The organism is Rhodanobacter soli, from assembly GCF_040548735.1.
GTDB lineage: Bacteria > Pseudomonadota > Gammaproteobacteria > Xanthomonadales > Rhodanobacteraceae > Rhodanobacter > Rhodanobacter soli_A.
The window spans coordinates 403,607-428,048 of the sequence record NZ_JBEPSD010000002.1 but is presented as its reverse complement, the minus strand read 5'-3'; the positions used below and the strand labels follow the sequence as shown (position 1 = coordinate 428,048).

Below are 24,442 nucleotides of genomic sequence, written 5' to 3'. Positions count from 1 at the left end.
GGGGATGGTTTGAATACATCGTAAGGTCTCCTGCATGAAAATCCTGTTTCGCGTGCTGCTATGCACACTGGCAGCATTCAGCTTCGGCTGCGCCACGCAACGCCCGGCCACGCCCGCAATCGCCGCCACCACCGCGGCACCGGCCGGCAAACCCGTTCCCCTGCTGCTGATCTCGATCGACGGCTATCGCCACGACTACATGCAGCGTGGGCTCAGCCCGACCCTGGCGATGCTGGCGCAAGGCGGCGTGCAAGCCGCATCGATGCAGCCGGCGTTCCCGTCGCTGACGTTCCCGAACCACTACACGATCGTCACCGGCCTCACCCCGGACCATCACGGCGTGGTCAACAACACGATGTTCGACCCGCAGCTGGGCAAGTTCTCGCTGAGCAGCCGCAACGCCGTCGGCGACGGCCGCTGGTGGGCCGAGGGCACGCCGATCTGGGAGACCGCCGACCAGCATGGCCTGCGCACCGCCACGATGTTCTGGCCCGGCTCGGAGGCGGACATCCACGGCCACCGGCCGGATTACTGGAAACCGTTCGACGGCAGCGTGACGCCCGAACAACGGGTCGACCAGGTACTGGCCTGGCTGGATTTGCCGGCCGCCGAACGGCCCACCTTCCTCACCCTGTACTTCGATGAAGTCGATCATGCCGGCCATGTCCACGGCCCGGACTCGCCGCAGGTGGACGCTGCGCTGCGCGAGACCGATACAGCGCTGGCGCAGCTGGTCGAGGGGTTGAAACAGCGCGGCCTGTTCGACCGCATCAACCTGATCGTGCTGTCCGACCACGGCATGGCCAGCGTGCCGGAACCGAACAGCGTGATGATCGACAAAGTGATTCCGCTCGACCGGGTGCACATGGTCAGCATGGGCATCCTGGCCGGCTTCAACCCGAAGTCGGACAGCGCCGAGGCGCGCGCCGATTTCGCTAAGGTCGAACGGACCCTGGAGCAGCCGCACCCGCACATGCAGTGCTGGGACAAGACCCGCGTGCCGGCGCGCCTGGCCTATGGCCGGAACCCGCGCGTGCCGCAGCTGCTGTGCCTGGCGAACGTGCACTGGCGCATCACCACCAGCGACTACGCGGCGAAGCGCAAGGGCCGGCTGAGCGTGGGCGAACACGGCTTCGACAACGCCGAACCGCTGATGCAGGCGATCTTCGTGGCGCACGGCCCGGCGTTCCGCGTCGGCGCGAAGGTGCCGGCGTTCCCGAACGTGGACGTCTATCCGCTGATGACCCACCTGCTCGGCCTCCCCGCCGCCGCGAACGATGGCGACTACGACGCGGTGAAGGACATGTTGAAACCCGCGTCGCGCTGAGCTTTCCTCCCTCCCCTGCACCCAGGGGAGGGTTTGGGGCGGGGTTCGCTCTCCACGCTGTGCTACGGCATCGCGCCCCGGCTCATCGGCGCCGGCGGCGTCGCCACGTTGACCAGCGGCGGCAGGCGGAACAGCCGCAGCGCGATCAGCAGGCCGGCCAGCACCAGCGCGCCGACGAACAGCGCCACGCCATTCCAGCCGTGCGACGCGTAGAACAGCCCGCCGCTGGCGCCGGCGATGCTCGAACCCATGTAGTAGCAGAACAGGTACACCGAGGCGGCCTGCGCCTTCGCCGCGCCGGCCCGCCGCCCGACCCAACTGCTGACGATGGAGTGGCCGCCGAAGAAGCCGAACGTCACCGCCACGATGCCAAGGATGATCAGCGGCAGCGGCTGCAGCACGGTGAGCGCCACGCCGGCCAGCATCAGTGCGAACGCCGTCCACAGCACCTTGCGCCGCCCGAGCCTGCCGGCCAGGTGACCCATCCACGCCGAGCTGAACGTACCGACCAGGTAGATGCCGAAGATCAGTCCGACCGCCGCCTGGCTCAGGTCGTACGGCGGCGCCAGCAATCGGTAGCCGAGGTAGTTGTAGACGGTGACGAACGCGCCGAGCAACAGGAAGCCTTCGACGAACAGCCACGGCAGGCCGCGGTCACGGAACATGCCGGTGAAGCGCCCGGACAGCGTGCGCCAGCGCAGCGGCTGCGCCACGAAATACCGTGACGGCGGCAGCGCGCGCCAGAAGATCAGCGCAGCCAGCACGCCTATCACGCCGACCACCGCCACGCCGATTCGCCAGCCGAAGAAGTCCGCCAGCACGCCGCTGATCAACCGCCCGCCCATGCCGCCGACCGCACTGCCGCTGATATAGAGGCCCATGCCCAGGCCGATCGACTCGGCATCCATCTCCTCGCCGAGATACGTCATCGCCACCGCCGGCAGCCCGCTCAAAGTCAGCCCCAGCAGCGTGCGCACCAGCAGCAGCGCGGTCCAGTCCGGCATCACGGCGGTCACCAGCACCAGCAGCGCCGACGCCAGCAGCGACGCCACCATCACCGACTTGCGCCCCCACGCATCCGACAGCGCACCGGCAAACAACATCGCGAACGCCAGCACGCCGGTGGTCAGCGACAGCGACAGCGCCGCACCCGCTTCGCTGACCCCATAGTGGCGGCTGAACTCCGGCATCAACGGCTGCACGCAGTACAGCAAGCCGAAGGTGGCAAAGCCGGCTGCGAACAACGCCAGGTTGGTGCGGCGGAACGCGGGCGTGCCGTGGTGGATGGGCCCGTCTTCGGAATCGGTCATCGGCTCGCATTTCAACTCAAGGGGCGAGGCTCACCCGTCCGCGCCGAGTGTAGCTCGCGTCGAATCCGTGATCCGCCCGCTCAGCTCGAACGAGGCCCCGCATCGCGGGCGAAGAACGACACGATCAGGCCGAACAGCCACATCGCGAGCAGGTTCTCGGCGAGGGAGGGCGCGGTGAAATGCGGCTTCGCGGCCGCGGACAACGGCACCACCACGTACTCCATCACCACGAACACCACCACGCCATAGAGCAGGCCGGCCGCGATCCAGCGCCGGCTCAACCAGGACATCCGGCCCGCGGCGAACACGAAGATCGCCGCGATCAGCAGCGACATCGCCCACTGCAGCAGCAGCCCCAGCGCCGCGACCGGCAAGCCGCCCTGGAACGCGGCCCGACCGAGCAGACCGCTGGCGATCGCACGCATGATGATCAGCGGGTCGACCCGGTTGATCAGTGCGGCGGCAAGAATGTCGAGCGAGCCGGCGACAAAGCCGCCGTAGAGAACGGCGACCCACGACGGAGTACGGAGGCTTGTCGGCATGGGCTTCTCTGCGGTCAATCCGGAACGCTCCGGAATACGCCGCTGCAACCAGGCCTGCATGTGCCAGCAGTCATGCCTTTTCAGGCGCTGCGGTCGCCGCGCAGCGCGCGCACTTCCTCGTCATGCCCGGCCGCACCGCGTCCGCTGAACCAGCCGAACAACGCGATGCCGACGACGATCGCCAGCGCGCCGAACAGGGCGTAGCCATGCGGCCACGCCTCGCCGAGAAACAGCACGCCGAGCAGCGTGGCGAACAGCAGCTCCGCCGCCTGCATCGCCTCCACCGCGGCCAGCGCGGTCGGCTCGCTGCGCACCATGTCGGTGGCGCGGAAGAACATCACCGTGGCGATGGTGCCCGAGGACAGCGCCACGCCGCCGGCCAGCAGCGCCTCGCGCCACGTCGGCGGACCGACCGTGAACCACGCGACCACGGCGAACAGCAGCCACAGCGGCCAGCTGCACAGCGTCATGCCGAATACCCGCTGCACCGCGTTGAGCTGGCTGCCGTCCGGCTGCGCCTGGGCGCGCTCCAGGTGCAGCAGCAGCTTGCGGTTGCCCAACGGATAGGCGAACGCGGACAGCACCACCGCGCCGATCGCCAGCCAGTCGCCGGCATGCAGTTGGCCCTGCGCATGGCCCCATTGCAGTGCAAACACGCCGGCCACGATCAGCGCCCCGAGCGCCAGCGTGCGCCAGGCCAGCCGGCGCCGCTCGTCGCAATAAATCAGCGGCGCCAGCAGCGGCCCGGCCAGCACCGTGGTCTGGAAACTGCCCGCGATCAGCCACGACGGCCCGCTGCTGGCCGCCCAGGTCAGCGGCACGCCGAACAGCACGAAACCCACGCTGCTCCACAGCAACCACGGCCGGGCATGCCGGCGCAGTTCACGCGGCAACTCGCCCAGCCCGCCCTGCAGGGGCAGCACCACGGCAAGCATCGGCAGGGTCAGCAGGTAACGCAGGATCACCGCCCACGCCCAATGCCCGCCGCCGGCGACGAGGCTGCGGTTGAGCACGTAGGTGAGCGTGAAGAACAGCGCCGAGCACAACGCCAGTCCCACCGCGGCAAGAGCGTTCGAGCGCATCGCGACCCATCGGCGAAAGCGCCGAGTGTGGCAAATCGCACCGCGCTTGCGAAGCGGGCAAGGGTTCGATAATCGCAAACGTTGCCTGGAACGCCAGCCATCGCCGGCTGGCCTTCTAGGCGTTCAAGCAAGTCTGGCGGGAAGCCCTCTCAGTTCCAGCGGCCGTGGCTGCCGCCCAGGCTGTAGCGGCCGGCGCCGAGCAGCATGATTGCGAGCGCGGTGCCGAGGAACATGCCCTGCAGCTCCAGCGCCCAGCCGCCGGTATCGGCCAGCGTGGCGAACTGGCCCAGGTGCACCAGCCCGATCGCCACGAGCATGTTGATCACGACGATCAGCGCACCCACCCGCGTCCAGTAGCCGAACAGCAACAGGAGCGGCGCGACGACCTCGCCCACATACACTCCGTAGGCGAGGAACGACGGCAGGCCCGCCGCCGTCACCACGCTGACGATGTAGCCCGGCCCGTGGATCAGCTTGGACACACCATGGAACAGGATCAACACACCCAGCACGACGCGAAGCACCAGCTTGCCCAGATCGGTGGAACCTTGCATGGGAACTCTCCTGGCAGGGGTCGAGGAATATCGCCGGAAACGGCGGCATGCACTGCCAGCGCAATCTAGCCCAATCGCCCGCGCCCGGACATAGGCCCGATTCCGAGGCCGGATCAGCTACCAGCCAAGCGTGCCACCACGCCGCGATAGCGCGCCGCGATGCGTTCCTCGTCGCGATGACGGAAGCCGCGCACCTGCCAGCGACCGCCGACCATTACGTCGCGCACCAGCGGCGTGTTGCCGGCGAACAGGAAGCTGTCCAGCACCGAGCGCGCATCGCGTGCGGCGAGCAGCGGCGAGTCGTCGTCCAGCACGACCAGGTCGGCCCGCACGCCATCGCGCAGCTCGCCGACCGGCTGCCCCGAAGCCTGGGCACCGCCGCGCAAGGCGGCGCGCCACAGCGTCTCGCCCACGCTGTCGCCTTCATGCCGTGCCGCGATGTTGCGGTGACGGGTCGAAAGGCGCTGGCCGTATTCCAGCCAGCGCAGTTCCTCCACCGGCGAGATCGAGATGTGCGAGTCCGAGCCGATGCCGAGCGTGCCGCCGGCGTCCAGGTAATCGGCCAGCGGGAACAGGCCGTCGCCCAGGTTCGCCTCGGTGGTGGGACACAACCCGGCCACCGCGCCGCTGCGCGCGAGCTGCGCCGTTTCCGCCGCGGTGAGGTGGGTGGCATGGACGAGGCACCAGCGGGCGTCGACGTCGGCATGGTCGAACAGCCACTCCACCGGCCGCGCGCCGCGCGTGGCCAGGCAGTCCTGCACTTCGCCGATCTGCTCGGCGATGTGGATGTGGATCGGGTCGGTGCCCGCCAGCGGATGGCCCAGCACCTCGCGCAGCGCCGACTCCGGCACCGCGCGCAGCGAATGCAGGGCGATGCCGACGCACACGTCGTCGCTCTCCTGCCGGCGCAGCGTCTCCAGCAAACGCAGGTAGGCGTCGACGGCATGGCCGAAGCGACGCTGCCGCGCGCTGAGCGCACGGCCATCGAAACCGCCGCTGATGTACAGCACCGGCAGCAGGGTCAGGCCGATGCCAGCCTCGCGCGCGGCCTCGACGAGCGCCAGCGACATCGCTTCCGGCTGCGCGTACGGCACGCCGTCCGGCTGATGGTGCAGGTAGTGGAATTCGCAGACGTGGGTATAGCCGGCCTTGAGCATCTCGACGTAGAGCTGGGCGGCGATCGCCTGCAGCTCGTCCGGGCCGACCGTGGCGGCGAACGCATACATCGTCTCGCGCCAGCTCCAGAAGCTGTCGTCGGCCCTGCCTTTGCGCTCGGCGAGACCCGCCATCGCGCGCTGGAACGCATGCGAGTGCAGGTTCGGCATGCCCGGCAGCACCCAGTTGCCGATCAGCTCGCCGTCACGATCGGCCGGCTCGCGCAAGCGGCCGTCGGCGCCCACGGCAATCGCTGCGTCGGCGTGCCAGCCATCGGCGCGCCATAGCTGGCCTGCCCGAAATGGCCGAACGGCGGCGTGGATGCTCATGCAGGCGACTCCCGTGGACGATGCCGCGCAGTGTAACGGGTGGATGGAAGCGCCTTCACCCTGGCGTGTTTCGCGCTATGCATAATGGCCGAATGGCCAAGAAGACCCTCGAAAACACCCCGAAGCTGTTGCTGCGACAGGCGGTACTGGGCGACGTACCCCAGCTTGCCGACCTCACCGCCCGGATCTACTCGGACGAATGGGGCCACTCGGTGGAGATGCTGCGTTCGCAGCAGACGCACTTCCCCGAAGGCCAGTTCGTGGTCGAGTACGAAGGCGTGATCGTGGGCTACTGCGCCACGTTCCGCATCGACGAGGCCACCGCGCTGGCGCCGCATACCTGGATGCAGATCACCGGCGGCGGCATGGGCTCGCGGCACAAGCCGGACGGCAACTGGCTGTATGGCATGGAAGTGGTGGTGCACCCGGATTACCGTGGCATGCGCATCGGCCAGCGGCTGTACCAGGCGCGCAAGCGGTTGTGCATGGACCTGAAGCTGCGCGGCATCGTGTTCGGCGGGCGCATGCCCGGCCTGGCGAAGAACCTCGCGCGCTACGGCAGCCCCGAGGCCTACGTGCAGGCGGTGGTGGAAGGCAAGCGACGCGACCCCACGCTGAGCTTCCAGCTGTCGAACGATTTCGAGGTGATCGGCGTCCTGCGCGGCTACGTGCCGTCCGACCACGAGTCGCTGGGCTACGCGGTGCACCTGGTCTGGCGCAACCCGCAACTGCTCGACCAGCCGGACATCCCGCCGATCACCTCGGCACGACTGCTGCCCGATTCGGTGCGGGTGGCTTCGGTGCAATACCAGCAGCGCCGGATCACCTCGTTCGAGGAGTTCGCCACCCAGGTCGAATACTTCACCGACATCGCCGCCGACTACAGCGCCGATTTCGTCACCTTCCCCGAACTGATCACGCTGCAGCTGCTGTCGATCGAGAACACCGAGCTGTCGCCGGTGGAGTCGATCCGCAAGCTCAGCCACTACACGCCGCAGGTGAAGGAACTCTTCAGCCGGCTGGCCGTGCACTACAACATCAACATCATCGCCGGCACGCACCCCACCGAGCAGGCCAACGGCGACATCCACAACGTCTGCTACGTGTGCCTGCGCGACGGCTCGATCCACGAACGCGAGAAGCTGCACCCGACGCCGAGCGAGCGCAACGTGTGGAACATCAGCGGCGGCGACAGCGCGGCCACCGTACTCACCGACTGCGGCCCGATCGGGGTGATGATCTGCTACGACGCGGAGTTTCCCGAAGTGGCGCGGCACCTGGTCGACCAGGGCGCGCTGATCCTGTTCGTGCCGTTCTGCACCGACGTGCGCGAGGGTTACCTGCGCGTGCGCTACTGCGCGCAGGCACGGGCGATCGAGAACCAGTGCTACGTGGTGCTCTCGGGCAACGTGGGCAACCTGCCCGGGGTCAACAACTTCGACATCCAGTACGGCCAGAGCTGCATCCTCACCCCGAGCGACTTCGGCTTCGCCCGCGACGGTGTCGCCGCCGATTCGACCCCGAACATCGAGACCGTGCTGTTCGCCGACCTGCGCCTGGAGAGCCTGGCCCGCGCGCGCAACGCCGGCGCGGTGCAGAACCTCAAGGATCGCCGCTTCGACCTGTACGAGACGCGCTGGCGGCCGCGCTGACGGCTGCAACCGTGAAGGTGTGCTCAGGCGCCTGGAGGCCGGTTGAAAACGGGGCGAGCCATGATGACGTCACGCTGAGGATCGGTGCCCAAAGGAAAGACATGCTCGCCAACCTCGCCAAACCCGAATTTCCTATAGAAGGCCATGGCTCTCGGATTTCGTTCCCATACGCCAAGCCAGACCACATCGGATTCCCGATTTTCCATTTCCTTGATGCAGGTTGCCATCAAGTCGTGGGCAACACCTCTTCCGTGCCAGGACTTCGCAACATAAAGCCTTAGAATTTCCCCCGGGCTTTTCGCGGAGACGCAACCTGGCGCCTCGGACCAGCGAAGTTGCGCAAATGCGGTCAAATTCCCGCCCTCCTCGCAGACCAGGGTGACCATGCCGGCGTTCGAGATCTCCGCCAGCTGGACGGCTTCGGCGTAACTGGTGCGGCAATGAAGATCCATGTCCTCGGCGGCATTCACGCTGCCGAAGGTGTCGCGGAAAGTTTCCTCGGCCAACGCCGCCAGCCTTTTCGCGTCAGAAGGTTTTGCGTATCGAATGGATGGCATCGCCGGCTCCGAAATCACCTGGCATCGGCTGCATGCGCTGCAGCGCTCGCGGACACCGATGCAGGCTGCCAATGTTATCCGACACTTTCGGGGGTGGCGATGCGCCGGAAGATGCGCATCACCTGAGCGCAATTCGTGAACAGGCCCTGCTGGCGTCGATGACTCTGCGATAATCGCGCCATGTCCGCGTCCCCCGAACCCGCGTCGAAGTCGACGAACCCGCGCCTGCAGGCGCTGCTCGGTCATGAATTCTTCGCGCCGCATCACTGGAAGCGCCGGCTGGTGCTGTGGTCCGGCGCGGTACTGGTGGCACTGGCGGCGATCCTGTTCGCGAAGGCCAGCACCTGGTCCTACCATTTGTTTCTCGGCATCCTGAAGCACGGCAGCTGGATTCCGCTGGTCCTCACTCCGCTGGTGTTCGGCCTGCTCGCCTGGGCCACCGAAGGTCGCCTGCGCGCCGCCCGCGGCAGCGGCATCCCGCAGGTGATCGCCACCTTGCATATCGAGAATGCGGACTTCCGCGCGCGCATGTTGGCGTTGCCGATCGCCGTCGGCAAGATGGTGCTGACCCTGATCGCCCTCGCCGCGGGTGCCTCGGTCGGGCGCGAGGGACCGACCGTGCACGTCAGCGCGGGCCTGTTCTACTCGCTCGGCCGCCGCTTCGGCTTCAGCGACGCCAAGGCCGCCTCGCGCTTCATCCTGGCCGGCGGCGCGGCCGGCATCGCGGCGGCGTTCAACACGCCGCTGGCCGGCGTGGTGTTCGCGATCGAGGAACTCGCCGGCACGTTCGAGCACCGCTTCAGCGGCCTGCTGCTGACCGCGGTGATCATCGGCGGCGTGGTCTCGCTCGGCATCATGGGCAACTACTCGTACTTCGGCGAAGTCGAGGCCAGCCTGCCGCTCGGCCACGCCTGGCTCGCCGTGCTGCTGACCGGCGTCATCTGCGGCCTGCTCGGCGGCCTGTTCGCGCGGCTGATCCTGCTCAGCCGACGCGGCCCGCTGGCGCAGATCGGCCGCCTGCGCGCGCGCTGGCCGGTGTGGTTCGCCGCGGGCTGCGGCCTGGCGCTGGCCCTGCTCGGCACATGCACGCACAACAGCATCTACGGTACGGGCTACGACCAGGCCCGCGCGATCGTGCAGGGCGCCGCCAGCATGCCGGACCAGAGCTTCGGCATCGCCAAGCTGCTGGCCAACGTGGTCTCGTACTGGGCCGGCATTCCGGGTGGCATCTTCTCGCCGGCGCTGGCGGTCGGCGCCGGCCTGGGCCAGAACATCGCGCATTTCCTGCCGGGCGCGCCTGCCGGTGCGGTGGTGCTGCTGGGCATGAGCGCGTACCTGGCCGGCGTCACCGGCTCGCCGCTGACCTCGGCGGTGATCGCGATGGAACTGACCGATAACCAGGACATGGTGATCCCGATCATGGCCGCCTGCCTGCTCGCCCGCGCGGCGGCGTCGCTGTTCTGTCCCACCCCGGTGTATCGCGATTTCGCCGAGCGCATGGTGCGCGACTTCGAGCAGCAGGCTGCGCGTGCCGACCAGGCGTCCGCGGAACCGCTGCCCGCCGCCAGCGAAACCACGGCCTACACGGAGCCCGCTGCGCCTGCGGACCCGCCGCGCCCCAGCCAGCCATGACGGAGTGACAGCAATGACCGAACCCCGCTGGGACCACCTGCTGCTGAACGCCGCCCTCGCCACGTTTGCCGGCGACGAGCCCTATGGCCTGATCGGGCACGGCGCGATCGCGCTGCACCACGGCCGCATCGCCTGGGTCGGCCGGCAGGATGAGCTGCCGGATGCTCCGACCACCCTCGCCACCACGGTGGAGTCGCTGGACGGCGCCCTGGTCACGCCAGGGCTGGTCGACTGCCACACCCATCTGGTGTTCGGCGGCGACCGCGCCCACGAATTCGAGCTGCGCCTCAACGGCGCCAGCTACGAGGAGATCGCCCGCGCCGGCGGCGGCATCGCCTCCAGCGTCAATGCCACCCGCGCCGCCAGCGAGGAGCAGTTGTTCGCGCAGTCGCTGCCGCGCGCCCAGGCATTGCTGGCCGACGGCGTGACCACGCTGGAAATCAAGTCCGGCTACGGGCTGGATCTCGACAGCGAACGCCGCATGCTGCGGGTGGCGCGACGGCTCGGCCGCGAGTTGGGCATCGGCGTGCGCACCAGCTTTCTCGGCCTGCATGCGCTGCCGCCGGAATACCGGGATCGGCGCGACGATTACGTGGCGCTGGTCTGCGACGACATGCTGCCCGCGCTTGCCGCCGAAAAACTCGTCGATGCGGTCGATGCGTTCTGTGAAGGCATCGGCTTCAGCCGCGAGGAAACCCGCCGCGTGTTCGAGCGCGCGAAGCAGCTCGGCCTGCCGGTGAAGCTGCACGCGGAGCAATTGTCCGATCTCGGCGGCGCCGCGCTGGTCGCCGAGTACGGCGGCCTTTCCGCCGACCATCTGGAACACCTCGGCGAATCCGGCATCGCGGCGATGGCTGCCGCCGGCACCGTCGCGGTGCTGCTGCCCGGTGCGTTCTACGCGCTGCGCGAGACGCAGCTGCCGCCGGTCGCGGCGCTGCGCGAACACCACGTGCCGATCGCCATCGCCACCGACTGCAACCCCGGCACCTCGCCACTGCTGTCGGTGCGGCTGGCCGCCGGCATGGCCTGCACCTTGTTCCGGCTGACCCCGGAGGAGGCGCTGCGCGGAGTTACCGTGAACGCCGCGCGCGCGCTTGGCCTCGACGACCGCGGCACGCTGGCGATCGGCCAGCGCGCCGATCTGGTGGTATGGAACGCGCGCCAGCCGGCCGAGCTGTGCTACTGGATCGGTGGAGGCCTGGCCCGCAGGGTCTACGTGGCGGGCGAACTGGTTTCGCGGCGCAAACCGTCCAGGCGTTCGCCCAGCACCTCGTAGAATGCTGCCGGCAAGTACGCCTGCACCGGCACCCGCCACCAGTGTTGCTGGGCAAAACGGCGGCATTTGACCGCGTCCTTGTCGGTCATCAGCAGCGGCAGGCCATCCGCGAAATCCAGGTCCGCCGGAACGAAACCGTGATGGTCGGCGAAGGCATGCTCGATCACCTCGATGCCGGCGGCACGCAGGCTGTCGAAGAAACGCTGCGGGTTTCCGATCGCCGCCACCGCGTGGACACGCTGGCCGCGGAAGCTGGCCAGCGCCTGCGTGCGGCCGTCGTCCAGTGCGATCGCGTCGCCGCCGCGCAGTTGCATCGGGTATTCGCCCGCCTCGGCTGCGCCGCCGTTGCAGACGCGCAGGTCGACGCGCTGCAGGCGGTCCAACGGTTCGCGCAATGGCCCGGCCGGCAGCAGCCGGCGGTTGCCGAAGCGGCGGGTGCCGTCGATCACGCAGATCTCCACGTCGCGCGCCAGGCGGTAGTGCTGCAGGCCGTCGTCGGCGATCAGCACGTCGCAGCCGGCGTCCAGCAGCAGTTGCGCCGCCGCCGGACGATCGCGCCCTACCGCCACCGGCACGCCGCTGGCGTGAATCAGGCAGGGTTCGTCGCCGACCTGTGCCGGGTCCGGCGCTTCGCCGAGCAACAGCGGTTCACGCTGGCTGCCGCCGTAGCCGCGGCTGACCACGCCGGGCCGGTAACCGCGCGCGCGCAAGGCGGCGGCCACGGCGATCGTCAACGGCGTCTTGCCGGTGCCGCCGGCGCTGATATTGCCGATCACCACGACCGGTGCCGGCAGGCGCACGCTGCGCAGCCCGCCGATCCGGAACAGGCCGCGACGCAGCCGGGTCACGCAGCCGTACAACGCCGCCAGCGGTGACGCCCACCAGGGTACCCGGCCGTTGCCGTACCAGGCTGATTCGAGCGTGTCGATCAGCGCCATGGACGATCCTCAGTCGCTGCCGAGGCCGACGGCGTGGTCGTGGAACTGCATCCGGTGCAGCGCGGCATACTGCCCGCCCAGCGCGATCAGCTCGGCGTGCGTGCCACGCTCGATGATGCGGCCCTGGTCCATCACGGCGATCTGCTCGGCACCCTCGACGGTGGACAGGCGATGCGCGATCACCAGGGTGGTGCGGTCGCGCATCAGGCGCTGCAGTGCCTGCTGGATCAACTGCTCCGACTCGGTATCGAGCGCGCTGGTCGCCTCGTCCAGCACCAGGATCGGCGCGTTCTTGAGGATCGCGCGGGCGATCGCGATGCGCTGGCGCTGGCCGCCGGAAAGCGTGTTGCCGCTCTGCCCGATCGGCGTGTGGATGCCTTGCGGCATGCGCGCGATGAACTCCATCGCATTCGCCGCCTCGGCGGCGGCGATGATGTCCGCCTCGCTGGCGCCGGCCAGCTCGCCGTAGGCGATGTTGTTGGCCACGGTGTCGTCGAACAGCACCACGCTTTGTCCGACCCAGGCGATCTGCCGACGCAGCGAGGCCAGCGTGTATTCCCGGTAGTCCTCGCCGTCCAGCACGATGCGTCCGGCGCTGGGCTCGTAGAAGCGCGGCAGCAGGCTGGCCAGGCTGCTCTTGCCGCTGCCGGAGCGGCCGACCAGGGCGGTCACCGTGCCGGGGGCGCAATGCAGGTCCACGCCGCGCAGGGCCTCGAACTCGCCGCGCGGATAAGCCATGCGGACCTCTTCGAAACGGATGTCGCCGCGCGTCCGCACGATGTCCCGGCGACCCGCATCGGTCTCCGGCGGCATGTCGATGATCTCGAACAGGTCCGTGGCGGCGGACAGGCCGCGCTGGATGTTCGCCTGTACCGTGGTCAGCCGTTTCAGTGACGGCATCATGGTGCCCATCGCGGTCAGTACGGCGACGAACACGCCCGGCGAAATGCCATCGATCACCGATGGCCGCGTACCCAGGTAGACCAGCGCCGCCAGCGCACATGCCGCCACGGTCTGGATCGCGGTGCTCGACATGGCGTTGGTGGCCGCAATCTTCAGGTTGAGCCGCTTCGCGCGCTGGGTGACCTCGTTGAACCGGGTTGCCTCATGCGGCTGGCCGCCGTAGATGCGTACCTCGCGATGCGCCCCCACCGACTCCTCCACCGTGCCGGTGACCGAACCCATCATTCCCTGGATGCGCCTGCTGATCTGGCGATAACGGCGGCTGACGACGGTGGCGATCAACGCAATCGCCGGTACCATGACCAGCAACGCCATCGTCAGGTAGGCGCTGTAGAACAGCATCACGTACAGGCAGCCGATGACGGTGACACCTTCGGTCACCACGATCTTCACTGCATCGGTGGATGCCGAGGCCACCTGCTCGCTGGTGTAGGTGATGCGGGAAACCTGGTGGCCGGAGGCTTCGGCGCCGAAAAACGCCGCCGGCAGCCGCAGGTAGGCAGCGAACACGTCATGCTGCATCACCTGCACCACGTTGCGTCCGATGTAGGCGATGCCGTAGCTGCTGACGAAGGTGCCCACGCCACGCACCGCAAAGATGGCAATGATCCAGATCGGCATCCAGAAGATCAGGTAGGGGTCCTTGTGCGCGAACAGCTGATCGATCAGCGGCTGCAGCAGTTTGGTGAATACCACCAGGCCGCCGCCGTCCACCGCCATGCCGACCAGGGTGACGAGTCCGATCACCCAGTAACGGCGGGTGTAGCCAAGCAGGCGATGGTAGATGCGCCAGCTTTCGGCATCCCACACGCCGCTTTTCTGGCCGCTCACTGCTGACTACCCGGCTTGCTCGGCGTGGTGGCGATCGACAACCGGGTGAAGCCGAGCTGGCCCAGCGCGTCCATCGCGGTGACCACATTCTGGTTTGGCGTCATCGCGTCGGCGCGGATCGTCACCGGGCGCTCGCGGTCGTCGCCCGCATTGCGCGCGATGGTCTGCTTCAGCGCCTCGATGCCCTCGCCCATCACCTCGTCGCTGCCGACGTAGAAACGGCCGTCGTGGTCGATCATCACGGTCAGCGCCGGGGCGTTCATGTCGCGATCCTGCGTGCTCGCCTGCGGCAGGGTCACCTGCAGGCGCGAGTGCTGGATGAACGTGCTGGTCAGCACGAAGAACATCAGCAGGGTCAGCAGCACGTCGATCAACGGGATCACGTTGATCTCGAAGTCGTCGCCGCGGCGGTCGTTGCCGATACGCATCGGTGCGCCTCAGCCTGCGCTCGGCGCGGTCGGCGTCGGCGCGCGGCGCGGCCGCACGGGTGCCGCTGCCGGAGCAGTGGCCAGGGTCAGGTCGTCGAGCAGCGCCGTCGCCTGCTTTTCCATCTCCACGCAGTAGCCCGCCACGCGCGAGCGGAAGTAGCGGTGCAGCACATACGCAGGGATGGCCACGGTCAGGCCGGCCGCGGTGCAGATCAGCGCCTCGCCGATGCCGCCGGCCATCTTCGCCGGGTCGCCGATGCCGCCGGCCATCACTTCCATGAACATGCGGATCAGGCCGATCACGGTGCCGAACAGGCCCAGCAGCGGGCCGATCAGCGCGATCGTGCCCAGCGTGTTGAGGTAGCGCTCCATCCGGTGGATCACGTGGCGACCGGTGTCCTCGATGCGTTCCTTGATCAGCTCGCGCGGCTGCCGGCGCACGGTCAGCGCGGCGGCCAGCAGCTCGCCCAGCGGCGAACCGCTGGCCAGCGTGTCGAGATGTTTCGGATCGAGCTGGCCGGAACGCGCCCACTGGCGCACTTCATCGCCCAGGCCCGGCGGCAGCACCGATTTGCGGCGCAGGGTCCAGCAACGCTCCAGCACGATCGCCAAAGCCACCGCCGAACAGATCAGGATGGGCGCCAGCGCCCAACCGCCAGCCAACAGAATTTCCAGCACTTTTCGACCCCAACGCACGACCTGACAGGAAGCGCGCATGATAGCAGTCTCGTCCCGCTGTACTGCGGCATGCGTGGCATTCCCCGCCTGACCCGTCACTCGCGCCAATAGCGCGCCTGCCGCTGGCGCCAGCCCGGTTCGCGCCGCGGCGGCGCGTCGGCGGGGAAATCCAGCGGGATCGCGCCCTGCCGGGCCGTGCCGAACACCGGCACCTGGGCCTCGGCGTAGCGCGCCAGCACTTCCGGCTTCGGGTGGCCGAAGCGGTTGCGCCAGCCCGCCGACACCACGGCCAGCCGCGGTCGCACGGCGGCGATGAAGGCGGCGCTGGACGAGGTCTTGCTGCCATGATGCGGCACCAGCATCACCAGCGGCGGCCCGGGGCCGACTGCCGCCGCTACCTGCGGTTCCATCTTCGCGCTGATGTCCCCGGTCAGCAGCAGGCGCCCGCCACGCCCCTCGACCAGCAGCACGCAGGAGCTGTCGTTGTCGCGGTCGCCCGCGCCGCGTGCCGGGCTCAGCACGCGAAAGCGCACGCCATCCCATTGCCATGCCTGCCCGGCCACGCACTGCTGCATCGGCACGCGTATCCGCGACGGCTCGCCGGCATAGCGTTGCGCCTGCGGGAAAGCGTCGGCGACCACCTCGGCGCCGCCGGCATGGTCGTTGTCGCCGTGGCTGATCATCAGCATGTCCACCCGGCTGATGCCCAGCGCGTGGACCGACGGCAACACCACCGCTTCGCCCAGGTCGAAGCCGGATGGGTAACGCGCGCCGGCGTCATAGACCAGCACGTGATCGCGGGTGCGCAGCAGCACCGACAAGCCCTGCCCCACGTCCAGCACCCACACCCGGAAGGCGCCCTCCGCCGGCCGCGGCAACGGCGGCCACAGCAGCGGCAGGAACAGCAGCAGGCCGAACCCGCGCAGCGGCACGCCGCGCGGCAGGAACAGCCACAGCGCGCCGAGCACGGCCAGCAGCAGCGCATGCGCCTGCACCGCGGGCAGATACCAGTGTGCGCCGGGCCACGTCGCCATCTGTTCCAGCAGCCACCACTGCGCATGCGCGATCCGCGCGGCCAGCCACAGCACCGGCGCGGCCAGCGGCGGGCACAGGCCCAGCAACAGCATGCCGAGCAAAGCGCAGGGCACGATCACGAAGCTGACCACGGGCACCGCGATCAGGTTCGACAACGCGCCTACCAGCGAAGCCTGGCCGAAGAACCACAAGGTCAGCGGCAACAACGCCACCGTCATCACCAGCTGCCCGGCCGACAGCTCGTGCAGGAACGCGCGCAGGCCGCGGCCGCGCGATTGCAGGCACAGCATCAGGAACGCCACGCCGACGAACGACAGCCAGAAACCTGCCGCCAGCACCGCCAGCGGATCGACCAGCAGGATCGCGATCATCGCCAGCGCCAGCGATTGCGCAGCGCTGCTGCCGCGACGGCTGCAACGCGCCAGCGCCACCACCGCGATCATCAGCAAGGTGCGCACCGTGGGCAGGCCGAAGCCTGCCAGCGCGCTGTACATCGCGGCCACCAGCAGCGCCGCCGCGGCCTGCGCCTGCGGCCGCGGCAACCACAGGCCCAGCCGCGGCCACAACGCATAGGCCAGCAGCGCCAGCCACACGCCGAATACCGCCGCCACGCCGACGTGGAAGCCGGAAATCGCGATCAGGTGCGACACCCCGTTCGCGCGCGCCACCGCCCAGTCCTGCTGCTGCAGCCCGCGCGTGTCGCCAACCGTGAACGCCTGCAGCAGGGCCGCGTCATGCCGGTCGCGCACGCGCGCCGCAATGCCGCGGGCCACCGCATCGCGCACCCCGTCGACGCACCAGCGCGCGCCGGCCAGTGGCGCGTTGCCGGGATCGTCGCGCACATAGCCGGTGGCGACGATGCCGCGCTCCAGCGCCGAGCGTTCGCTGTCGGCACCGCCCGGATCGAGCAGCCCGCGCGTCCGCTTCAGGCGCAACGACAGGCGCCAGCGCGAACACGGCCGAAGCGGCGGCGCGCCGTCGTACCAAGACACCGTGACGCGACCGCGCAGCGCGACCGGCTGGCCGTCCAGCGTGACCTGTTCCACCCGCAGCGTGAAGCGGCTGGCATCCGGATGCGCCAGCGGCAGGTCGGCCATCGTGCCGACGACGACAAAATCACGCCCTTCCAGTGCCCGCGGCAACCGCGCGTCCATCGCCACGCCGCCACGCCACGCCGCCCACACGATGCCGAACAGCAGCCAGGCCAGCCAGCGCCAGCGCGGGCAACGCCAGGCCAGCAAGGCGGCCGCCAGCAGCAACAGGGCCAGGCTCCAGTGCGGCGGCAATCGCGGCAACCATTGCACCAGCAGCACGCCGGCCAGCAAGGCCGATGCCGCCGTGATCGCCCCCACTCGCGCCATGTCGCATGCCCCGTTCCATCCTGGAAGAGTCCGAGCCTAGCGTGACGGATGCGGCGATGAAGACGAAAAACGTGTAGGCGCGTGCCGAGGAGTGCGGAATCGATCCCCTCCCCCTGTGGAGCAGGGGAGGGCCAGGGAGGGGTGGCTCTTGACCTTTCCCGCAAGCTCGCACCACCTCCCCGCCTGCAGAGGGGCAGAGCGTCAGGCTTTCGGGCTTTCCTGCAAGACGCCGTTGTGCAGCACCAGGGTGCGGTCCATCTTCGCCGCCAGGTGCGGGTCGTGGGTGACCAGCACGAAGCTGGTGCCGATCTCGCGATTGAGTTCCAGCATCAGCGCGTAGACCTGCGCGGCGTTGGCTTCGTCGAGGTTGCCGGTGGGTTCGTCGCCGAGCACGCAGGCCGGCCGCGTCACCAGCGCGCGCGCCACCGCGCAGCGCTGGCGTTCGCCGCCGGACAGTTCGGACGGCTTGTGGTGCGTGCGTCCGCCCAGCCCGACCCGTTCCAGCAGGACTGTGGCCTGCTTCTGCGCTTCGGCGATCGCGGTGCCGCGGATCAGCAGCGGCATGCACACGTTTTCCAGCGCGGTGAACTCGGGCAGCAAGTGGTGAAACTGGTAGATGAAGCCGAGCGAGCGGTTGCGCACGCGGCCGCGCTCGGCGTCGGACAGCTTCGACAGCACGCGGCCGTCGACCTCCACTTCGCCGGCGGTCAGCGTGTCGAGCCCGCCGATGATGTGCAGCAAGGTGCTCTTGCCCGAGCCGGAGGCGCCGACGATCGCCATCGTCTCGCCGCGCTTCAGGGTGAAGTTGACGTCGCCCAGTACGTCGGTGCGCAAGCCGCCTTCGTCATAGGTCTTGGCGACATGGCTGGCGCGCAGCACGTTTTCGGTCGTGGAATTCATGACGGTCTTATTCATAGCGCAGCGCCTGCGCCGGCTGCGTGCGCGAGGCGCGCCACGCGGGGTAGAGGGTGGCCAGCAGCGAGAACGCGAAGGTCAGCAGCGCGGTCCAGCCGACGTCATGCCAGTCCAGTCGGCTCGGCACCTCGCTGATGTAATAGACGTCCGGCGACAGGAAGGTGACGTGGAAGGTGTGCTCGATCCACTTGATGATGCCCGGCAGCTTCCACGACAGCAGCGAGCCGAAGCCCACGCCGAAACCGATGCCCACGAAACCCACCAGCACGCCCTGCACCATGAACATGCCCATGATGCTGCGCGGGGTGGCGCCGAGCGTGCGCAGGATCGCGATGTCGGCCTGCTTGTCGGTGACCAGCATCATCAGCATCGAGATCAGGTTGATCACCGCGACCAGGATGATCAGCGACAGGATGATGAACATCACCATCTTTTCCATCGACAACGCGGCGAACAGGTTCGCGTTGGTGTCCATCCAGGTCTGCACGCGATAGACCTGGCCGAGCTGGTCGGCCAGTTCGCGCGCGACCGGACGGGCGTTGAACAGGTCGTCGAGCTTCAGGCGGATGCCGGTGGGGCCGCTGAGGTCGTTGAGCTTTTCCGCATCGCTCATGTTGACCAGGGCCAGGCCGGAATCGAACTGTTCCATGCCCAGCTCGAACGTGCCCACCACGTGGAAGCTGCGCATCCGCGGCACGCTGCCCATCGGCGAAGCGCGCAGCTGCTGCACCGCCATGGTGACGCGGTCGCCCACCGTGACGCCGAGCGTCATCGCCAGCTCGCGGCCCAGCACGATGTTCCAGCTGCCCGGGGTCAGCTCGCTGAGCTTGCCCTCGAGCATGTGCTTGTCGATGTCGACGACCTTCGGTTCCTGCGCCGGCTCGACGCCGCGCACCAGGGCACCGCTGGAGCGCCGCGCCAGCAGCATCGCCTCGCTCTCCACGTACGGCGCGGCGCCCAGCACGTGCGGGTTGGCCTCGGCGATCTGCAATGCACGCGGCCAGTCCTGCACGCTCTCGCCGATGCCGGACACGGTGGCGTGCGAGATCGCGCCGAGGATGCGCGAGCGCATCTGGTAGTCGAAGCCGTTCATCACCGACATCACGGTGATCAGCGCGATCACGCTGATCGCGATGCACACGATCGACACGGTGGAGATGAAGGAGATGAACTGGTTGCGCCGCTTGGCGCGGGTGTAGCGCAGGCCGATGAAGAGTTCGAGCGGTCGAAACATGGGCGGGTCGCTTGTCGGGGATCGCAGGGCGGGCCGCCCGGTCGTCCATTATCAGGTATTCGCTCAGACCGCGCTGCGTTGGCGAAGTTGCCGGCCGATCACAGGCGCGGCACGGCTTCGCCCGGCTGAGTCGTGGCCAGTCGCATGCGCAGGCGCCGGCGGATGTCCGCATCGCTGTTGTCCGGCCCCAGCAGCAGCACCTGCACGCCCCGCTCCGCCGTCTGCAGACGCAGCAGCACGAACGCGCCAAGCACCCGGAACGAGGCCAGCGTGGCCGGCACGTCCTCGTGATCGGTCAGGCGCAGCGTCCAGGCATCGTCGGTGCTCCAGCCGGCCGCCGCGATCGGGTTTGCGGCCAGGCGGCGAAGCGCATGCCAGGTCGCCAGTAACGCGGCTGTCGCCAGCAGCAGCCTCACCCAAACAGGCAGCGCGCTCAGCGCCACGGCAAGCACGGCCAGGGCGGCAACCAGGACCAGTGTTCGCCGCAACAGCCGCGACGGCCGGTACTCAAAGCCGATGGCGGGTGCGGATGTCATCGACGATCGCCTGCCAGTCCGCCCGCTCCGGGCGCGCGTGGCCCATCACCCAATCCCACAGGTCCGGGTCCTGCACGTCGAGCAGTTCGTCGAACGCCTGCTGCTGCGCTTCGTCCGCGCCGGCAAAGCATTCGTCCAGCCAGCCGCCGAACAAGGCATCCAGTTCGCGGGTGCCGCGGCGAGTGCGCCAGCGCAGGCGCTTGATGCGGGCTTCATCCATCACGGGGCTCGATCGGTATCCATGAATGCGAAGTGTAGCCGTTGCGCCAGAACGCGACAGGCCGCACGCGGCGGCCTGTCGTGGTCGAACCGTGCGCGCTGCGATCAGGCCGAACGCCGCTCCACCATCAGCTTCTTGATCTCGGCAATCGCCTTGGCCGGGTTGAGGCCCTTCGGGCAGGTGCGCGTGCAGTTCATGATGGTGTGGCAGCGGTACAGCTTGAACGGATCTTCCAGGTCGTCCAGGCGCTCGCCGGTGGCTTCGTCGCGCGAGTCGACGATCCAGCGGTAGGCCTGCAGCAGGATCGCCGGGCCCAGGTACTTGTCGCCGTTCCACCAATAACTGGGGCAGCTGGTCGAGCAGCACGCGCACAGGATGCACTCGTACAGGCCGTCGAGTTTCTTGCGCTCCTCCGGCGACTGCAGGCGCTCGCGATCCGGTGCCGGACTCTGTGTGCGGATCCACGGCTTGATCGAGGCGAACTGCGCGTAGAAGTGGGTCAGGTCGGGAATCAGGTCCTTCACCACCGGCATGTGCGGCAGCGGGTAGATCTTCACGTCGCCCGAAGCACACTCGCTGATGGCGCGGGTGCAGGCCAGCGTGTTGGTGCCGTCGATGTTCATCGCGCACGAGCCGCAGATGCCCTCGCGACACGAACGGCGCAGGGTCAGCGTGGGGTCGATCTCGTTCTTGATCTTCAGCAGCGCGTCCAGAACCATCGGGCCGCACGCGGCCAGGTCGACCTCGTAGGTGTCGATGCGCGGGTTCTGCCCGTCATCCGGCGACCAGCGATAGATGCGGAAGGTACGCGGCTTCTTCGCATCCTTGGCCGGATAGTGCTTGCCCGGCTGGATCTTTGAATTCTTCGGTAGCGAAAACTCTGCCATGTGCTGAACCCTTCGACTTTCTGCAGGAGGGCTTGCGCCCCGACCGTACAACCTGATGATGTGATGCCGCCTGCAAGCGCAGGCTCAGTAGACCCGCTTCGCCGGCGGCACGGCCTTGACCTCGTCGGTCATCGGATTCATGTGCACCGGGCGGAAATCGAAGCGCGACTTGCCCGCTTCGTCGACCCACACCAGGGTGTGCTTCATCCAGTTGACGTCGTCGCGCTCCGGGAAGTCCTCGCGCGCATGCGCACCGCGGCTTTCCGGGCGCTGCTCGGCCGAATGCATGGTGGCCACCGCCTGCGCCAGCAGGTTGGACAGCTCCAGCGTCTCGATCAGGTCGGAGTTCCATACCAGCGAGCGATCGCTGACGCCGACATCCTGGAACAGGTCGAACACCTCGGAGATCTTCTGCTTGCCCTCGGCCAGCGTCTCGCCGGTGCGGAACACCGCGGCGTCCTTCTGCATCGTGCGCTGCATCGCCATGCGGATCTGCGCCGTCGGCGTGCTGCCCTTGGCATGGCGCAGTGCGTCGAAACGGGCCAGCGACTTGTCCAGCACGTTCGTCGGCAGGTCCTTGTGTGCCGCGCCCGGCTCGATCAGCTCGGCGCAGCGATGCGCCACCGCACGACCGAACACCACCAGGTCGAGCAGCGAGTTCGAGCCAAGGCGGTTGCCGCCGTGCACCGACACGCAGGCCGCCTCGCCGATCGCGAACAGGCCCGGCACGATCGCGTCGACGTCGTCGCCGCGCTTCTGTACGACTTCGCCGTGATAATTGGTCGGGATGCCGCCCATGTTGTAGTGCACGGTCGGCAACACCGGGATCGGCTCCTTGGTCACGTCCACGCCGGCGAAGATGCGCGCCGACTCGGCAATGCCCGGCAGCCGTTCGTGGATGACCTCGGGACCGAGGTGCATCAGGTTGAGATAGATGTGGTCCTTGTGCTCGCCGACGCCGCGGCCTTCGCGGATCTCGATCGTCATGGCGCGGCTGACCACGTCGCGCGAAGCCAGGTCCTTCGCGCTGGGCGCGTAGCGCTCCATGAAGCGCTCGCCCGCGGAGTTGGTGAGGTAGCCGCCTTCGCCGCGCACGCCTTCGGTGATCAGGCAGCCGGCGCCGTAGATGCCGGTGGGATGGAACTGCACGAACTCCATGTCCTGCAGCGCCAGGCCCGCGCGCAGCACCATGCCGCCGCCGTCGCCGGTGCAGGTATGCGCCGAGGTGGCGCTGAAGTAGGCGCGGCCGTAGCCGCCGGTGGCCAGCACCACGGCCTGGCCGCGGAAGAAGTGCAAGGTGCCCTCGTTCATGTCCAGCGCCAGCACGCCGCGGCAGACGCCGGCTTCGTCGAAGATCAGGTCGATCGCGAAGTATTCGATGAAGAACGTGGCGTCGTGCGCCAGCGCCTGCTGGTACAGCGTGTGCAAGATCGCGTGGCCGGTGCGGTCGGCCGCGGCGCAGGTGCGCTGCGCGGTGCCCTTGCCGTAATGCGTGGTCATGCCGCCGAACGGGCGCTGGTAGATCTTGCCCTCGTCGGTGCGCGAGAACGGCACGCCGTAGTGCTCCAGCTCGATCACCGCCTCCGGCGCGTGCTTGCACATGTACTCGATCGCGTCCTGGTCGCCGAGCCAGTCGCCGCCCTTGACGGTGTCATAGAAGTGGAAGCGCCAGTCGTCTTCGCCCATGTTGCCGAGCGCGGCGGAGATGCCGCCCTGCGCCGCTACCGTATGCGAACGGGTGGGAAAGACCTTGGTGATGCAGGCGGCCTTGAGGCCTTTCTCGGCCAGGCCGAACGTGGCACGCAGGCCAGCGCCACCGGCGCCCACCACGATCACGTCATACAGATGTTGCTGAACCTTGTAGCTTTCCATGAAATCCCGGCCTCGCGTCTTGTCTTATGGGGTCAGCGCAATGCGCAGCACGGCAAGCACGCCAGCCAGCGCGCCCAGCACCGCGAGGAACTTGATCGCCACCATCAGCACGACTTCCTTCCAGCGGGTATGCACGTAGTCCTCGATCACCACCTGCAGGCCGAGCACGGCATGCCAGAACATGGTGAGCACGAACGCGATCAGCAGCAGTGCGTTCCACGGCTTCGCCACGGTGGCGCGTGCGGTGGCGTAGTCGGCATGCAGCAGGCAAAGCACGGTGACCACGAACCAGATGCCCAGCAGCACCAGCGCCGCCGCGGTCACCCGCTGGGTCCACCAGTGGCCCACGCCGGACTGCGACGAACCCAGACCGCGGGCGGTCTTCAACGGGTTGCGGCGGTCTTTCACGACGTCCTTGGCGCTCATGCCGCACCTCCGGCCATCCATACATAAGCCCACACCAACACCGTGAGCACGATGCTGCCGACGACCGACAGCCAGCTGGAGCGGATGAACTGGGGAATCTCGTAGCCGAGGCCGGCATCCTGCACCAGGTGCCGGATGCCGTTGCACAGGTGATAGAACAGCGACCAGCTCCAGCCGAGCAGCAGGATCAGGCCCACTGGACTGCCGATGACGCCCTTGAAGTGGTTGAAGCTCTCCTCACCCCCCGCCAGGTGCAGCAGGCCGCAAACCACCAGCAAGGTGCCGACCGCCAGCGCGATGCCTGTGGCACGGTGCGTGATGGAGGTCATCATCTGCACCTGCTTCTTGTAGATCTGCAGATGCGGGGAGAGCGGTCGTTGCGTATCTGCCATGGCGGCTATCCTGTGTGGAATCGCTGATGTCCATGCCGCACCTTCCCCTGTCCTGGTACGCAACGGCGACACGCGCCGTGCGGTCGTTCAGAAGTCGATACAGCGCCCGTTCTTTTCCCAATCACCATAACGCGTGGGATCGGGAGCCGGCCGCTTCCCCGGTTCCTTGTCCGCGACCGGGCCGACAGGCACGGCGGTTGTTTCCGTCGAAACGGAAGCAGGTGTGGACTCGGCTGGGAAGGAGGTATCGGACATGGTTTTTGTAAGCCGACAAAGGTTAATACTTGCGGCAATGCAGTACAACCATACG

At 68.2% G+C, this 24,442-nt stretch carries 24 protein-coding genes; 4 read left to right on the top strand and 20 right to left on the bottom strand.

Going from position 1 to position 24,442, the window contains the following annotated elements:
- The first annotated feature begins 34 nt into the window (after positions 1–34).
- The gene (locus ABIE04_RS12920) at positions 35–1,327 is read left to right on the top strand and encodes an ectonucleotide pyrophosphatase/phosphodiesterase (RefSeq protein ID WP_354550794.1); all 1,293 of its coding nucleotides are present in this window, start codon (positions 35–37) and stop codon (positions 1,325–1,327) included.
- 62 nt (positions 1,328–1,389) lie between these two features.
- On the opposite strand, the gene ABIE04_RS12915 is transcribed toward ABIE04_RS12920, so the two are convergent.
- The 5 genes from ABIE04_RS12915 to ABIE04_RS12895 all read right to left on the bottom strand — a co-directional run bounded on the left by ABIE04_RS12915 (position 1,390) and on the right by ABIE04_RS12895 (position 6,299).
- Positions 1,390–2,637: an MFS transporter gene (locus ABIE04_RS12915; protein ID WP_354550792.1), complete on the bottom strand. Its 1,248-nt coding sequence runs from the start codon at positions 2,635–2,637 to the stop codon at positions 1,390–1,392.
- An 80-nt stretch (positions 2,638–2,717) separates the two neighbouring features.
- The gene (locus ABIE04_RS12910; protein ID WP_354550790.1) at positions 2,718–3,239 is read right to left on the bottom strand and encodes a hypothetical protein; all 522 of its coding nucleotides are present in this window, start codon (positions 3,237–3,239) and stop codon (positions 2,718–2,720) included.
- A 20-nt stretch (positions 3,240–3,259) separates the two neighbouring features.
- Positions 3,260–4,261: a multidrug resistance efflux transporter family protein gene (locus ABIE04_RS12905; RefSeq protein WP_354550788.1), complete on the bottom strand. Its 1,002-nt coding sequence runs from the start codon at positions 4,259–4,261 to the stop codon at positions 3,260–3,262.
- Positions 4,262–4,410: 149 nt separating this feature from the next.
- The gene (locus tag ABIE04_RS12900; protein ID WP_354550786.1) at positions 4,411–4,815 is read right to left on the bottom strand and encodes a DoxX family protein; all 405 of its coding nucleotides are present in this window, start codon (positions 4,813–4,815) and stop codon (positions 4,411–4,413) included.
- 113 nt (positions 4,816–4,928) lie between these two features.
- Entirely contained in the window at positions 4,929–6,299 is a 1,371-nt protein-coding gene (locus ABIE04_RS12895) for a formimidoylglutamate deiminase (RefSeq protein WP_354550783.1), read from the bottom strand.
- Positions 6,300–6,391: 92 nt separating this feature from the next.
- On the opposite strand from ABIE04_RS12895, the gene ABIE04_RS12890 reads away from it, so the two are divergent.
- Positions 6,392–7,951 carry a bifunctional GNAT family N-acetyltransferase/carbon-nitrogen hydrolase family protein gene (locus tag ABIE04_RS12890; protein WP_354550781.1) on the top strand — a complete coding sequence of 520 codons (1,560 nt, stop codon included), beginning with the start codon at positions 6,392–6,394 and terminating at the stop codon, positions 7,949–7,951.
- A gap of 23 nt (positions 7,952–7,974) precedes the next feature.
- On the opposite strand, the gene ABIE04_RS12885 is transcribed toward ABIE04_RS12890, so the two are convergent.
- Positions 7,975–8,508 carry a GNAT family N-acetyltransferase gene (locus ABIE04_RS12885; RefSeq protein WP_354550779.1) on the bottom strand — a complete coding sequence of 178 codons (534 nt, stop codon included), beginning with the start codon at positions 8,506–8,508 and terminating at the stop codon, positions 7,975–7,977.
- 180 nt (positions 8,509–8,688) lie between these two features.
- Between ABIE04_RS12885 and ABIE04_RS12880 the strand changes: the two genes are divergently transcribed.
- A complete protein-coding gene (locus ABIE04_RS12880; RefSeq protein WP_354550777.1) occupies positions 8,689–10,140 on the top strand; it encodes a chloride channel protein in 1,452 nt (483 codons plus the stop codon).
- 13 nt (positions 10,141–10,153) lie between these two features.
- Positions 10,154–11,416 carry an imidazolonepropionase gene (gene hutI, locus ABIE04_RS12875; RefSeq protein WP_354550774.1) on the top strand — a complete coding sequence of 421 codons (1,263 nt, stop codon included), beginning with the start codon at positions 10,154–10,156 and terminating at the stop codon, positions 11,414–11,416.
- Here hutI and lpxK read toward each other — a convergent pair.
- The 14 genes from lpxK to ABIE04_RS12805 all read right to left on the bottom strand — a co-directional run bounded on the left by lpxK (position 11,353) and on the right by ABIE04_RS12805 (position 24,387).
- Positions 11,353–12,354 carry a tetraacyldisaccharide 4'-kinase gene (gene lpxK / locus ABIE04_RS12870; protein ID WP_354550772.1) on the bottom strand — a complete coding sequence of 334 codons (1,002 nt, stop codon included), beginning with the start codon at positions 12,352–12,354 and terminating at the stop codon, positions 11,353–11,355. The two genes, hutI and lpxK, sit on opposite strands and share 64 nt — an antisense overlap.
- 9 nt (positions 12,355–12,363) lie before the next feature.
- Entirely contained in the window at positions 12,364–14,148 is a 1,785-nt protein-coding gene (msbA, locus tag ABIE04_RS12865; RefSeq protein WP_354550769.1) for a lipid A export permease/ATP-binding protein MsbA, read from the bottom strand.
- Positions 14,145–14,576: an ExbD/TolR family protein gene (locus tag ABIE04_RS12860; RefSeq protein ID WP_354550767.1), complete on the bottom strand. Its 432-nt coding sequence runs from the start codon at positions 14,574–14,576 to the stop codon at positions 14,145–14,147. Before ABIE04_RS12860 ends, msbA begins: the two co-directional genes overlap by 4 nt.
- Positions 14,577–14,585: 9 nt before the next feature.
- Entirely contained in the window at positions 14,586–15,293 is a 708-nt protein-coding gene (locus tag ABIE04_RS12855) for a MotA/TolQ/ExbB proton channel family protein (protein ID WP_354550765.1), read from the bottom strand.
- A gap of 56 nt (positions 15,294–15,349) precedes the next feature.
- Positions 15,350–17,650 carry a DNA internalization-related competence protein ComEC/Rec2 gene (locus ABIE04_RS12850; protein ID WP_354550763.1) on the bottom strand — a complete coding sequence of 767 codons (2,301 nt, stop codon included), beginning with the start codon at positions 17,648–17,650 and terminating at the stop codon, positions 15,350–15,352.
- 201 nt (positions 17,651–17,851) lie between these two features.
- The gene (gene lolD / locus ABIE04_RS12845; RefSeq protein ID WP_354550761.1) at positions 17,852–18,550 is read right to left on the bottom strand and encodes a lipoprotein-releasing ABC transporter ATP-binding protein LolD; all 699 of its coding nucleotides are present in this window, start codon (positions 18,548–18,550) and stop codon (positions 17,852–17,854) included.
- 7 nt (positions 18,551–18,557) lie between these two features.
- Positions 18,558–19,799, bottom strand: a complete 1,242-nt coding sequence (locus tag ABIE04_RS12840; protein ID WP_354550759.1) for a lipoprotein-releasing ABC transporter permease subunit — start codon at positions 19,797–19,799, stop codon at positions 18,558–18,560.
- 98 nt (positions 19,800–19,897) lie between these two features.
- Positions 19,898–20,335: a protein YgfX gene (locus ABIE04_RS12835; RefSeq protein ID WP_354550757.1), complete on the bottom strand. Its 438-nt coding sequence runs from the start codon at positions 20,333–20,335 to the stop codon at positions 19,898–19,900.
- Positions 20,307–20,555, bottom strand: coding sequence for a succinate dehydrogenase assembly factor 2 (locus ABIE04_RS12830; protein ID WP_354550754.1), 249 nt, complete (start codon positions 20,553–20,555; stop codon positions 20,307–20,309). The genes ABIE04_RS12835 and ABIE04_RS12830 overlap by 29 nt, the downstream gene beginning before the upstream one ends.
- Before the next feature lie 104 nt (positions 20,556–20,659).
- On the bottom strand, positions 20,660–21,442 hold the full coding sequence (locus tag ABIE04_RS12825; RefSeq protein ID WP_214557130.1) for a succinate dehydrogenase iron-sulfur subunit: 783 nt from the start codon (positions 21,440–21,442) through the stop codon (positions 20,660–20,662).
- An 84-nt stretch (positions 21,443–21,526) separates the two neighbouring features.
- Entirely contained in the window at positions 21,527–23,314 is a 1,788-nt protein-coding gene (sdhA, locus tag ABIE04_RS12820) for a succinate dehydrogenase flavoprotein subunit (RefSeq protein WP_354550751.1), read from the bottom strand.
- Between the two features lie 24 nt (positions 23,315–23,338).
- Complete coding sequence (gene sdhD / locus ABIE04_RS12815; RefSeq protein ID WP_354550749.1) at positions 23,339–23,740, bottom strand: succinate dehydrogenase, hydrophobic membrane anchor protein; 402 nt, start codon at positions 23,738–23,740, stop codon at positions 23,339–23,341.
- Positions 23,737–24,132, bottom strand: coding sequence for a succinate dehydrogenase, cytochrome b556 subunit (sdhC, locus tag ABIE04_RS12810; RefSeq protein ID WP_354550746.1), 396 nt, complete (start codon positions 24,130–24,132; stop codon positions 23,737–23,739). Before sdhC ends, sdhD begins: the two co-directional genes overlap by 4 nt.
- A gap of 87 nt (positions 24,133–24,219) precedes the next feature.
- Entirely contained in the window at positions 24,220–24,387 is a 168-nt protein-coding gene (locus ABIE04_RS12805; RefSeq protein WP_354551461.1) for a DUF1674 domain-containing protein, read from the bottom strand.
- Positions 24,388–24,442 lie beyond the last annotated feature (55 nt).